11 protein-coding genes and 1 pseudogene are annotated in these 12,184 nt (G+C 70.2%); 4 read left to right on the top strand and 8 right to left on the bottom strand.

All coding sequences use genetic code 11. The annotated features are described in order from the left end of the window. Positions 1 to 254: 254 nt before the first annotated feature. The 6 genes and pseudogenes from VGZ23_01160 to VGZ23_01135 form a co-directional block, all read right to left on the bottom strand. Complete coding sequence (locus tag VGZ23_01160; GenBank protein ID HEV2356215.1) at positions 255 to 1,046, bottom strand: methyltransferase domain-containing protein; 792 nt, start codon at positions 1,044 to 1,046, stop codon at positions 255 to 257. Continuing rightward, the gene (locus tag VGZ23_01155; GenBank protein HEV2356214.1) at positions 1,043 to 1,867 is read right to left on the bottom strand and encodes a histidinol-phosphatase HisJ family protein; all 825 of its coding nucleotides are present in this window, start codon (positions 1,865 to 1,867) and stop codon (positions 1,043 to 1,045) included. Before VGZ23_01155 ends, VGZ23_01160 begins: the two co-directional genes overlap by 4 nt. Before the next feature lie 20 nt (positions 1,868 to 1,887). Continuing rightward, the gene (locus tag VGZ23_01150; protein HEV2356213.1) at positions 1,888 to 2,583 is read right to left on the bottom strand and encodes a metallophosphoesterase family protein; all 696 of its coding nucleotides are present in this window, start codon (positions 2,581 to 2,583) and stop codon (positions 1,888 to 1,890) included. Positions 2,584 to 2,586: 3 nt separating this feature from the next. Beyond that, entirely contained in the window at positions 2,587 to 3,237 is a 651-nt protein-coding gene (locus VGZ23_01145; GenBank protein HEV2356212.1) for a CoA pyrophosphatase, read from the bottom strand. A gap of 52 nt (positions 3,238 to 3,289) precedes the next feature. Next, positions 3,290 to 4,852, bottom strand: coding sequence for an FAD-dependent thymidylate synthase (gene thyX, locus VGZ23_01140; GenBank protein ID HEV2356211.1), 1,563 nt, complete (start codon positions 4,850 to 4,852; stop codon positions 3,290 to 3,292). 186 nt (positions 4,853 to 5,038) lie between these two features. Further along, positions 5,039 to 5,299: pseudogene (locus tag VGZ23_01135) on the bottom strand (FAD-dependent thymidylate synthase). Between the two features lie 333 nt (positions 5,300 to 5,632). Between VGZ23_01135 and VGZ23_01130 the strand changes: the two are divergent. Continuing rightward, entirely contained in the window at positions 5,633 to 5,926 is a 294-nt protein-coding gene (locus VGZ23_01130; GenBank protein HEV2356210.1) for a ferredoxin family protein, read from the top strand. A gap of 116 nt (positions 5,927 to 6,042) precedes the next feature. Here the strand turns inward: VGZ23_01130 and VGZ23_01125 are convergent, their stop codons facing one another. Further along, complete coding sequence (locus VGZ23_01125) at positions 6,043 to 7,104, bottom strand: GntG family PLP-dependent aldolase (protein HEV2356209.1); 1,062 nt, start codon at positions 7,102 to 7,104, stop codon at positions 6,043 to 6,045. A gap of 148 nt (positions 7,105 to 7,252) precedes the next feature. Between VGZ23_01125 and VGZ23_01120 the strand changes: the two genes are divergently transcribed. Then, positions 7,253 to 7,891 carry a helix-turn-helix domain-containing protein gene (locus VGZ23_01120; protein HEV2356208.1) on the top strand — a complete coding sequence of 213 codons (639 nt, stop codon included), beginning with the start codon at positions 7,253 to 7,255 and terminating at the stop codon, positions 7,889 to 7,891. A gap of 3 nt (positions 7,892 to 7,894) precedes the next feature. Here VGZ23_01120 and VGZ23_01115 read toward each other — a convergent pair whose 3' ends face one another. Then, a complete protein-coding gene (locus tag VGZ23_01115; protein HEV2356207.1) occupies positions 7,895 to 8,332 on the bottom strand; it encodes a hypothetical protein in 438 nt (145 codons plus the stop codon). Positions 8,333 to 8,451: 119 nt separating this feature from the next. Between VGZ23_01115 and VGZ23_01110 the strand changes: the two genes are divergently transcribed. Continuing rightward, positions 8,452 to 10,755: a DEAD/DEAH box helicase gene (locus VGZ23_01110; GenBank protein ID HEV2356206.1), complete on the top strand. Its 2,304-nt coding sequence runs from the start codon at positions 8,452 to 8,454 to the stop codon at positions 10,753 to 10,755. Positions 10,756 to 10,808: 53 nt separating this feature from the next. Further along, complete coding sequence (locus tag VGZ23_01105; GenBank protein HEV2356205.1) at positions 10,809 to 12,008, top strand: CoA transferase; 1,200 nt, start codon at positions 10,809 to 10,811, stop codon at positions 12,006 to 12,008. The last annotated feature ends 176 nt before the right edge of the window (positions 12,009 to 12,184 follow it).

Genomic DNA, 12,184 nt, shown 5'->3' with positions numbered 1-12,184 from the left:
GTGAACCGCCCGCTGCAGCGTCTCCACCTCGGCCCAGGAGTACCGGCGCGGGCGCCGCGCGGCGCCCGGGAGCAGCGCCGCGTCCCAGCGGCGGAGCGATGCCGGGGATAGCCCGATCAGGTCGGCGACAACGCGCGGCGGCAGCAGCGGTGCGTTATAGTGTCCCATCACAAACGCGCCCCCGATGGCGAATCGGTGTACCCGTAGTATACCAGCACGGCCGGCGGGGAATTGTCGACCTGCGGCGGCCCGGGCTAGGGCTTGCGCGCCCCCACGACGGCCCAATGATGCACGAACCGGACGGTCTCTCCCTCGAGCGAGGGGGCCATCCCGGCCGTATCGTGGGACAACGTCCCGAGCAGACGTTCGCGGACGAGGCGTGAGCGTTCCGGCGGGGCGTGGGCCAGCCGCAGCCAGTCGCCGAGTTCGCGCTCCGTGCTGCCCTCCACGCGCCCCGTGACGGCGAGGCCTTCGGACGCCAGCAGCGCTTCGATGCCTCGGACGCTGTGCAGCTCGATGTGCGCCGGGTCCCGCAGGCGTTCGATCTCGTTCGCGAGCGCCCGCGCGTGGTTGTCCTCGGCGCCCACCAGGTCGCCGATCACCAGCCGTCCCGGGGAGCGCAACACGCGGATCATCTCGCGCAGCACGCCGCGCACCTCGCCGAAGTGATGCAGCGTGTACGTGGTCACCGCAATCGAAAAGGCCCCCGAGGCGAACGGGAGCCGCGCCGCTTCGCCGCGCACGAGGGAGACGCTACCGGCCCGGAGGCTGCGCAGCCGCGCACGCGCCTGCTCCAGCATTGCGGCGGTGAGATCGACGCCGACCCCGTGACGGACGCGGGACGCGAGCACCCCAAGCAGCGCGCCGGGGCCGCACCCGACGTCGAGCACGCGGTCCGCCGGGGCGGGCTCGGCCAGCCGCAACACCGCCTCGTATTCCGCGTGCCGGTCCGCGATCCCGCTCGTGGCGTAGGACGCCGCCGTCGCGGTGAACCGCTCTTCGTTCAGGCGCCGCGCGCTTGCCCCGCTCGGGTCGAGGCCGCTCACGTCAGCGGCACCATCGCGCGCCGGCGCCCGGCGAACGTCGCGATCTCGGAATACCCCGCCGCGCGCGCCAGCGCGGCGCCGCGATCGAAGTCCCGCCCCACGTCCTCCGGCGTGTGCGCGTCGGAGTTGATGAGCGTCGGCACGCCGGCCCGGCGGCACGCGGCCAGGAAGGCGGGCGCCGGGTAGAGCTCCCCCACGGGTTTGCGCAGCCCGGCGGTGTTGATCTCCGCGCAGACCCCGGCCCGGGCAAACGCCTCCGCGGCCGCCTCGTAGAGGTCGAGGATATCCACCGCGGGCCGAAATCCGCACACTTTGATCACGTCCGGATGCCCGATGAAATCGAAGAAGCGCGTCCCGGCCGCCGCGGCGATCAGGGAGAAATACCGGCGGTATGCGTCGAGCACGTCGCGCCGCGCCCATTCGTCTTGGCGGGACAGATCGTCGAATCCCCACCACGTCCCGCCGGACTCCTCGGGCGGGATCCAGTGCACCGAGCCGATGGCATAATCCCAGGCGTACAGACCCATGAGCCGCTCCAGTTCACGCTCGTAGCCGGGGAGGTAGTCCCATTCCAGCCCGATCTTGACCGGCAGTCCCGCCCGCCGCGCCGCCTCGACGAGCCGGAGGTAGTCGTCGAGCGATTCGGTGGCCTGCTCGTCGATCCAGCCGGATACGGCCCCGCGCGGCGGATACATGCCGCGGCACTCGCGGAACCGGTGGGGGTGCTCGCTGAAGCCGATCTCGGTCAACCCGCGCGCCCGCGCCGTTTCGACAAACCGCTCGAGCCACGCGAGCGTCCAGGGCCCGCGCTCGAGGTGCATATGGTAGTCCGCGCCCGCCGTCACATCCGGCCGGTGCGGATGCGCCGCGCGAACGTGCCGGCGTCGGGATGATCGCTCGCCAGCAGGTCGCGGGCGGCCGTCTCCCGGTCGTACTCGGTCCGGACGCTCTCCGCGCGCCAGGCGCCGCCCGACAGGGTCAGGATCGCCCACGCCGGCCGGGGATCGCCGTCGAACGGAAACCCCACGCTGCCGGTGTTGACGATCAGGCCGCCGGCCACCTCGCGGACGTACGCCCGATGAATGTGGCCGTAGACGAGGGCCAGGGTCCCGGCCTGCTCGAACGCGCGCCGCACGGTCTCGGCGGGCGACGCGGGATCGATCATGTCGCCCGTCGACCACGGCGTGGCGTGCACGAGCACGAGCGGCGGACCGCCGGCCGGCTCGACGCGGTGGGCCCGCGGCAGCGCCCGGAGCCACTCCACGTGTTCCGGCGTCAACCGCGTGCGCGCCCAGGCGGCGACGGCTCCGCTCGCACCCTCCGGGGAGGCGGCGACCATTTCGTCGGTGTTGCCGATCACCGCCGGATGGCCGGCCTCGATGAGACGCTCCACGGCCTCGCGCGGACGCGGGCCGCCGAACGCCGAATCACCGCCGTTCAAGATCCGGTCGAAGGGGCCGCGGGCCCGGATGTCGGCGAGGACCGCCTCGAGCGCGGCGGCGTTTCCATGCACGTCGGACAGGATGGCAATGCGCATCGGCTAAGTGGCGCCGTCGATGGTCACCAACGGCACGTCGAAGACGGCCTCGAGGAACCGGGCCACAATCCGCCCGGTGAACCCCCAGATCACATCCTCGCCCGCCTGATAATAGTACATTACCACACTGTCCCCGCGCGGCCGCCGGTACAGCTCGCTGCGGACGTTGTGCGGGTCGAGCAGCGTGCGCAGGCCGACGACCAGCACCGCGCCCACCTCCTCGGCGCTCACGCGCAGGCGGGTCGGGTACGGCAGCGCCGCCACGAACGGAGAGACGAGAAACCCGGAGATCGCCGCTTCCTCGTCATCGAGGCCGCCGAGGATCTCCACCTCGGACGGCGGCACGCCGATCTCTTCGTGCGTCTCGCGCAGCGCGCCGTCGAGCGGATCTTCCCCGTCGTCGAGTGCGCCGCCCGGGAACGAGATCTGGCCCTTGTGGTGCTCCACGTAGTCGGTGCGCCGCGTCAGCACGAGGGCGGGCCCCGCGTCGGTCGCGACGAGCGGCAGCAGCACCGCGGCCCGGCGCAGGCCGGGGCCGAGCGGGGCGATGCGGCGGGCGCGCCGGCCGAGCCGTTCGCGAATGTGGGCGTGAAGGGCGGCGGGGTCGGACAGAAGTACGTTCGCCCGCACGCCTGCGTCGGGGTTCGATTTCACCGTGTTGCTCCTCCGGAAATATGTCGGGGTGAAGTCATGATACCACGGGCCTTCAACTCCAGGGTGCTACGAGGCCGAGTAGCGCGAGCTTCGTGTCAAGCTCCGCGCGTTCGCGGTTGCGGGCGAGACCGCCGTCCCTGCGCCGCGTGAGCAGACCGTGCTCCCCCGCGACGCGCAGCGCGCCCGCACGGTCGTCGAGGTTGATCAGCCGGACGATCTCCGTCTCGATGCCGGACAACTGGAGCGCGTGGCGCCGGTAGTCCAGAAACGCCTCCCAGGCGATCGGCACCCACGCCGCGACGATCTCTTCCCCGATCACGCGGGCGTAGGCGCGGATCTCTTCCTGCGCGTGGTCGTCCATCCGCAGATGGAGAAAGTGCAACAGATTGTGCAGGTTGATCTTCCAGTAGGCCTCGGTGTAGGTCGAAAGCGGAAGATCCTTCCGCGCCTGCTCGCGCGCGACGCCGGCGGCGAGGCGCTCCTCGTAGACGCGCCGCGCTTCGTCCTGCAGGGCGCGCTCGGCCGCGGAGAGTCGCTCCCCGGCCTCGACCGGCAGCGTTCCGCTGCTGCCCTGCCGGTTGCCCGCGGCCTGCAGACGCCACTCATCCGGCGCGGTCTGCTGCGTCGCGTCGATGGCGACGGAATAGCGGGTGGAGTACTCATTCACTGAGTTGTGGGTAACGATCCCGTTGGCCACGAAGTTATGGTACGGTCCCTCGACCTCGATGTCGTACGTGTCTTTTTCGCCCGCGTATTCGAATCGTTCGATGCGCACCATCTTGGCGGCGACAACTCTGTTCCAAGCAATGCGCGGGCGTCTGACCCACTCGGCGCGCGCCGGCGGTCCACCGAGCTGCTCCACATAGGCCAGCTCGTCGAGATGAACTCTTCGATGACACCGGATGCATAGTGTCGTGAGGTTTCGCTCATCCCGCGCACGAGACGCGTCCGCCCAGACGGGAACGATGTGATGGGCATGAAGGGTCGCGCTCCGTTCATGGCAAAGTTGACACGTCCAACCGTTTCGGTCGTGCACCCGTCTGGCGGCCTGTGCTGTCCATCGTGCCACCGACGCTCTCCCGGATGTTACTCCGCCTCTCCAGAAGTTTGAAGCTGGGCCTGAGCGAACCCGCCGGTTGGCAGCAGTGAAGGCGCTCGATAATCGACGCGGACCGAGGCGATACCGCCGGCCTACATTCCACGGTGGCGTGCTTCGTCCGCCCTTCGCGTGCGCGAGGCCGTATTTCCGAATCCACTTGCGAATTGTGGGGTAGCTTATACCGGCGGCGGCCGCTATGTCGGAGATCCTGCGGTTCAAAACATTGTATTGTTCGTTCAGCCATGAGCGATCGCGGTGAATCACGCCATCGGAGAGTTCGCGGCCGTTCACGTAGAGGTCGTAGTTGCCGGGCGTCCAGACGGCGTGCCGGCCAACGAGTCGCAACCCCGTTGCGGCGGCCAAAGTCTTCCATCCGTCGGCAAATCTGAATCGGTGGTCAGCGGTACACTCGATCGTCTTCCCGTCGCACAGAATCATCCGGAAAACGGGCTTTATCCCGTTCTTGTAGACATTGACGATGTGCGTGTGCTGAATGAGGCCGGTGTCTTCATTCATCTGCCGCAGCAGCATGGCGCGAACCCGACCGGCCCCGAAGCAAGGGTTGCGCTGCGTGTCCGGCCGAGTCCGATTCAGCGTCGGCTGAAACTTCCTGTACAGCTCTTCGATCTTCACGCGATAGGCCTGTCTCCCCTGTCGGCGGAGTCCGCCGGGCAAGTCAAAGACGAGGTCAGTCCCGGCCGCGAGGCAGGCCGTACGGTGCCGCACCCACTGCCGCCACGTGTCCATCGGCACACGCACGTGGAGCTTGATGTCGCACATTTCAAATGGTGTCGTGTGGTGTTTGCGCATGAGATACCGGATGAGACCACGGTCTTGGTGGATCTGTTTGGTGCCGGCACCGTAGGAGATTCGGGCGGCCTGGACCACCGCGGCGTCGTCGCCCATGTAGTCGAGCACGCGCACGAAGCCGTCGTCCAGCACCTTGAACGGCCGCCCGAGCATCGCGTCGAGCGCCGGCACGCTTGCGCGCGGCACCTGCTCCGGCACGGCGCGATCAGCGGACCCGGTATCGGACGTTGGCTCGGTGACACGCGAGGTCTCGGATCCGGACATGGAGTCGCGGCTGTTGGCGGAATCCGAAGGCATGTAGGTTGTCTGCTTCTCGCCGCAGTAGAGAACTGTATTATCCTAGTGTTCGACAAGCAAAAGGGCCAAACCTTGAGCCAAGATCCTACCCTTGGCCTGCGTTGCCAGTAGAGAGGACATTGCCGAAACCTCGCGGTATAATGGGGCTCGGCACAGGGAAGCCCCCGAGGAGAGAAGGAGGCACGGAGGATGACGTACACGATCACGGAGCCCTGCATCAACGTCAAAGACCGTTCGTGCGTGGACGTCTGCCCGGTGGACTGCATTCACCCGAAGGCGGACGAGGACCAGGGCGAGGTCATGCTCTACATCCACCCGGACGAGTGTATTGACTGCGGGGCCTGTGAGTCGGTGTGTCCGGTCACGGCAATCTTCGCCGAGGCGGACGTACCGGACCAGTGGAAGCATTTCACCCCAATGAACGCCGACTACTTCAAGATGAGCAAGGAAGAATTCGCCGCCAAGCACGGCCGCAACCCGTAGCTCTCTCCGGGCGGACTCGACGATGCGGGCCCGGCGGCGTTGGCCGCCGGGCCCGTTCCTTTTGTAGCGTCGCGGAGCGTCGATCCATCGCGCCCCGCTGCCCCACGCGGGCCGCCTCAGTCTCCCGGAGAGCCCGCCTTCACCTTCCCGAGCGTCTCCCGCGCAATCGACACCGCGCGTTCGACGTCCGCGCGTGAGACGTCGAGGTGCGTGACCGCGCGCATCCGGGTCTTCGAAGACGCGCCCATCCGCACGCCGGCGTCGGCAAGGCGCTTCACCACGTCGGGCGCGGTCATTCCCAAGTCCGTCACATCGAAGAATACAAGGTTGGTCTCCACGTGGTCGACGTCGATGCGAATCCCGGGGATCTCCGCCAGCCCGCGCGCGAGAATCTTGGCGTTGGTGTGGTCTTCCGCGAGCCGGGCGACGTTGTGGTCGAGCGCGTACAGACCGGCCGCGGCGATGATGCCGGCCTGCCGCATCGCGCCCCCGAAGAGGTGCTTGTAGCGGCGCGCCTCCCTGCTGAACTCGCGGTCGCCGGCGACGAGCGCGCCGACGGGGCAACCGAGGCCTTTCGTCAGGCAGAACGTCACGGAGTCGTACCCGGCGGTCTGCTCGTGGGCCGGGACGCCGGAGGCCGCGACGGCGTTCATCAGGCGCGCGCCGTCCATGTGCGTCCGGAGCCCGCGGTGATGCGCCGCGTCGGCCACCTCGCGCAGACGCGCAAGCGGCCAGACCGTGCCGCCGCCGCCGTTCGACGTCTGCTCGACCGACACCAGCCGCGTCCGCTGGCAGTGCGGGTCCTCTCTGCGGATCGCCTCCTCGACGTCGCGTCCCGTAAAGACGCCCCGCTCGCCGTTCAACGCATACACCATGACGCCGGACAGCAGCGCCGGGCCGCCCGCCTCGGCATTGACGATGTGCGCCGTCCGGTCGATCACGACCTCGTCGCCGGGCCGCGTGTGCACCTTGACCGCAATCTCATTGGCCATCGTCGCCGACGGCAGGTACCAGGCCTGTTCCTTGCCGAGCAGGGCGGCCACGCGTTCCTGAAGCGCGTTGACCGTGGGGTCCTCCAGTCTCTGCTCGTCGCCGAGCGGGGCGCGCAGCATGAACTGCCGCATCCCCTCCGACGGCCTGGTCGCGGTGTCGCTGGACAGATCGATGAACGTGGCCAAAACGCATGCCTCCTCTTCCGGGGTGCGGCGCGTCGCGGGTATCGGGAGCGTTCTCCGGACCGCGCCCATCCCCTTACTCAACAATGAACTATTGTTTCTTTGTCTGCGTTCTCCCTGTCTGTTACAATACGTTCCGGGGGAGCGGATGATGGCCTCGACGACGCGCCAGGAAATCCTCGCGCTGCTCAAGCGCCGCGGCCCCATGACGGTTCAGGAGCTGAGCCGGAGCCTCGAAATCACGCCGATGGGCGTGCGGCAGCACCTGGCCATCCTGGAGCGCGACGGGTGCGTGGGGCCGGGCGGGATTCGCCGCGGCCCAGGCAGGCCGAGCCGCCTCTACGGGATCACACCGGCCGGCGATCGGACATTCCCCCGAACGTACGAACACGCGGCGGTCACCGCGCTGCGCGACCTCGCGGCTCTGGACGGCGCGGCGAAGATCGATGCCCTCTTCGAGTACCGCCGGCGGCGCGACGTCGCGGAGTATCGGGAGATGTTCGCCGCCAAAGACCTGGCCGGACGCGTGGCGGCTCTTGCGCACCTTCGCGACAGGGATGGCTATCTCGCCGAGTGGCAGCAGATCGATCCCGAGACCTTCGCGCTCGTCGAGCACAACTGTCCGATTCGCGCGGTGGCCGAAGCCTACCCCGGAGCCTGTGCCTGTGAGGCGGCCTTGTTCGCCGACGCCCTCGAGGCGCAGGTCGTCCGCACCGACCACATTTTGGCCGGGGCGCCCCACTGCCGGTTCGTGGTCAGCCGGCCGCCGGAGTCCGCGCCGAAGAAATAACCCCTAGCGCTCGTGCCAGAGGGTCTGCGGCCGCAGGTTGCGGGAGATGCCGAGCTGGCCCGCCATCAACGTGGTCCAGGAAAGGAACCCTTCGATCATCGTCAGCGCTTCGTCCTCGATCTCATCGGGATCGAGGCTCTGATGGACGTCGCCGAGATGGTCGCCGATGCCGCTGCAGAAGGCCCGCACGTCACGAAGCAACTCGATGGCGACATGACGGGCCTCCGGCCCCACCACCTTGGAGCGTCCGGAGGCGGCGCGAAGACGGGCGGTTTGCGCGGTCGACCAATCGACGAGATTGTCGAGGACGTACACGGCTTCCCCGGGCCCCCGCTCGACGACCACCGTGACGAATCCCTGACACGCCCGCCACACCTGACGGATCAGGCTGGCGAGAAACCGCCGTTCGTCCGCCGAGAACCCACTGCTCTGCCTGGCCACGGTATCCTCTCGAACACGACCCGCTTCTTGCGGATGTCCCGCGATGACGCGGGTGCGATGACGCTGCCTGCCGGCGCTTCGACGCGGCGATTTCGCCCTCCTGTGCCGAACACCCGATCGTGAGAAGCGTCGCCGATATCCTCCGCGATCTGGGCGAGCCGGCCCCGGCGCCGTTCGCTCCGGCGCCGTTTCAGGAGGCCGCGCTCGACGCGCTGGGATCCGGAGACGTGCTCGTCTCGGCCCCGACGGGCAGCGGCAAGACGTGGATCGCGGAACAGGAAATCGCGCGGCTGCTTGAGGGACCGGCCCCGGGTACCAAGGCCGGCGCCCCGCGCGTCTGGTACACGACCCCCCTCAAAGCGCTGTCCAATCAAAAGTTTCGCCGCTTCCAGGCCATGTACGGCGAGGAGCGGGTGGGTCTCCTCACCGGAGAGCGCCGCCTGAACGCACGCGCCCCGGTCGTCGTGGGAACGACGGAAATTCTCCGCAACGCGTTGTACGGCGAGGCACGCGACGGGGCCGGGCCGGACGTCGTCGTCCTCGACGAAGCGCACTACCTCGCCGATCCCGAGCGTGGCACGGCGTGGGAAGAGATCCTCCTGCTTGCGGCACCCGCGACGCGCCTGTTGCTGCTCTCGGCGACGATCCCCAATGCCGGCCAGCTGGCCGACTGGATGGCGGCCGTGCGCGGCCGCCGGCCGGAGGTCATCACGCTGGAGGAGCGGCCGGTCCCCCTCGAATACCTGTTCGCCGACGGAGACGGCCGGCTGCATCCGCCGGATCCGGCCCGCATCCGGACCCGGCACCGCCACCCCCTGTGGCTCTCGACGATCGCGGAGGGACTCGTCCGCCACCGGCTCACGCCCGCGATCCTGTTCTTTCCGAGCCGCCGCGAGTGCGACGACGCGGCGCGTAGGCTGGCCGGCCGGATCGCGCCGGGCGAACCGGAGCGCGCCCGGCGCCTCGCGGACTGGGTGCATCGCGTGCCGCAGCTCGCCGGCCATCCGCTGCTCCCCGGCCTCCGCCGGGCGGGCGTCGCCGCCCACCATGCGGGACACCTGACCGGCTGGCGGATGTGCGTGGAGGAGCTGCTCGAAGCGGGTCTTGTGCGGTTCGTCTCCGCGACGACGACGCTGGCCGCCGGCCTCGACGTCCCGGCGCGCACCGTCGTCCTCTCCACGCTGCACCGCCACGGTCCGGCCGGCCCGGAGGCGCTCACGGCGACGGAGTTCCATCAGATGACGGGCCGCGCGGGGCGGCGCGGCCGGGATACCCTCGGGATCACGGTGATCGTCGCGCCGGACCCGGGCGACGCGGACGAGGGCCTCGCGCTGTCGGGCGCCGCCCCCGAGCCGATCCGGTCCGCCTTCACTCCGAGCGATTCCCAGGTCCTGAGCCTGCTGGCGCGGACCAGTCTCGCAGACGCGGAGGCGCTCGTGCGGCGATCGTTTGCGGCGTACGCGCGGGCGCCCGAGGCCGCGGACGTGCGGGGGCGGCTCGCCGCGCTGCCGCGGGACCCGCTGACCGCGCGTCCGTGCGGGGATCGCCTCGCCACACGCCACCGCTTCGACGATCTGCTGCGCCGTCTCCGGCGCGCGCGGCACGGCCCCGAGGCCACCGCCGAGGTGACGCGGCTCGGACGGGAAGTCGTCGCCATGCCGTGCGCGGGCTGCCGCGTGACGGAACAATGTCTCGCGAGCCTCCCGGAGATTCGGGCCGTGGAGCGCGAGCGGCAGGCGCTGCGGCGGGACCTCGGAGCACTCGCCGACCGCGAAGTCGACCCGTTTCGCCGGCGGGCCGCCCTGCTGCGCGACCGCGGCTACGTCGATGCGGACTGGCGGCCGACGGCGTGGGGCCGGCTCGCGGCGCGCATCCGCCACCCCCGCATGATCGTCCTGACCGAGGCGCTGCGTGCCGGCGTGCTTCCGGAGGATCCGGTGGCGCTGGCGGCGATCGGCGGGGCACTGGGCACGGAGCGGCCCCCCGCCGTGGGCCGGACGCCGATGCTCCGCCGCCACGCCGGCCGGCGGGCGCCCGCGGGGTATGCAGACCGACGCGCGCCCGCCCCCGCGGTCCCCCCGGCCGCGCGCGGGGGGCTCGTGGCGATCCGGCGAATCGTCGCGCGGCTCAACGAAGATCTCGACGCCGCCGGTCTGCCGCTCGATCCGCTCGCGGCCGATTTCGTCGGGGAAGGACACGAGTCGCCGGCGGCCCTCTGGCGCGCCGGAGCGGCCGGCGCTTGGGCGTCGGGACGTCCCTGGGGCGAGGTCACGCGCGCCTTCGGCGTCGCCGAGGGCGATCTCCAGCGGCTCGCCTGGCAGGCCGCGGAGATTTTGATGCAGATCGAGGACATCCCGGACTCGCCGCTGGGTGAGGCGGCGCGCGCGGGCCGGGAGGCGATTCTCCGCACGCCGGTGGAGTAACGCCGCTTTGCGGCAGGGGTGCGCTCGCGCACGCGCGGAATCCCTTTGGTGCCATGTCAGTACCCGCCGGCCCGCTAACCGATCTCACCGTCCTCGATCTCTCCACGATCGTCTCCGGAGGGACCGTGACGTCCATGCTCGCGGACTTCGGCGCCGGCGTGGTCAAGGTCGAGCACCCCCGGGGCGGCGATCCGCTGCGGTCGTGGGGCCCGTTCGTCGCGGGACAGTCCATCTGGTGGAAGATCATGTCCCGCAACAAGAAGTCGATCACGCTCGATCTCAGCCGGCCGCGCGGGCAGGAGCTGCTGCTCGCGCTCGCGCGGCGGGCCGACGTGCTCGTGGAGAATTTCCGGCCGGGCACCCTCGAGCGGTGGCACCTCGGGCCCGACCGGCTCCACGCCGTCAACCCGAACCTGGTTGTCCTGCGCGTGTCGGGATTCGGACAGACGGGGCCCTACCGGCACCGGCCCGGCTTCGGCACGGTGGCCGAGGCCATGAGCGGGATGGTCGCCATCACCGGCTTCCCGGACTCCCCGCCGCTCGCACCGCCGCTGCCGCTCGCCGACGAGGTCGCGGGCCTGATGGGCGCCTTCGCGGTCCTGGCGGCGCTCCGCGCCCGCGACGCGCGGGGGGCCGGCCAGGTGATCGACGTCAGTCTCTACGAGCCGCTCTTCCGCCTCCTCATTCCGCACGTCGCCCAATACGCGGCGCTCGGCATCGCATCACGGCGCACCGGCAATCAGTTCCCCGACGCCGCGCCCCGCAATCTCTACCAAGCCGCCGACGGTGGATGGATCGCGATCTCGGCCACGAGCCAGCGCGTCTTCGAACGGCTCGCCCGGGCGATCGACCGGCCCGATCTGGTCGACGACCCGCGGTTCCACGACAACGCCGCCCGTGTCCGCCACCGCGAGGCGCTCGATGCCATTCTCGCCGGGTGGATCGGCGCGCACAAAGAGTCCGACGTGCTGGCGCGCTGCGACGAGGCCGGCGCGGTCGCGGGCCCGGTCTACGACGTCCCGCGCATCCTCGCGGACGGCCAGTACGCTGCCCGGGACGACATCGCGACCGTCGCCGACCCCGACGCCGGTGTGCTGCGCATGCCCGGGGTGATCCCCAAGTTCGTCGAGACGCCAGGCGCGATCCGCCACACGGGCCCGGCCCTCGGCGCCGACAACGCCGAGATCTACGGGGAATGGCTGCGGCTCGGGCCCGCGGAGCTCGAACGCCTTCACGCTGAGGGGGTCGTCTGACAGGATGCGCACCGTCCCGACCGAGGCGATCACGGCGGCGCTGCGCGAGCTGTGCATCACGATCAATCACCGGATGGGCCCGGACATGCTCGCCGCCCTCGAGCGGGCTCACGCCGCCGAAGAATCCGCGATCGGCCGGACGGTGCTCGCGCGCCTGCTGGAGAACGCGCGGGTGG

It is taken from the genome of bacterium (assembly GCA_035945995.1).
Lineage (GTDB): Bacteria > Sysuimicrobiota > Sysuimicrobiia > Sysuimicrobiales > Segetimicrobiaceae > DASSJF01.
This window is presented reverse-complemented; position numbering and strand designations above follow the sequence as displayed.

Coding starts and splice junctions, on each gene's coding strand:
- VGZ23_01155 (HEV2356214.1), bottom strand. CDS start 1,867: ATGCACCTCGAGCGCGGGCCCTGGACGCTCGCGTGGCTCGAGCGGTTT.
- VGZ23_01120 (HEV2356208.1), top strand. CDS start 7,253: ATGGCCTCGACGACGCGCCAGGAAATCCTCGCGCTGCTCAAGCGCCGC.
- VGZ23_01105 (HEV2356205.1), top strand. CDS start 10,809: ATGTCAGTACCCGCCGGCCCGCTAACCGATCTCACCGTCCTCGATCTC.
- VGZ23_01130 (HEV2356210.1), top strand. CDS start 5,633: ATGACGTACACGATCACGGAGCCCTGCATCAACGTCAAAGACCGTTCG.
- VGZ23_01150 (HEV2356213.1), bottom strand. CDS start 2,583: ATGCGCATTGCCATCCTGTCCGACGTGCATGGAAACGCCGCCGCGCTC.
- thyX (HEV2356211.1), bottom strand. CDS start 4,852: ATGAATGAAGACACCGGCCTCATTCAGCACACGCACATCGTCAATGTC.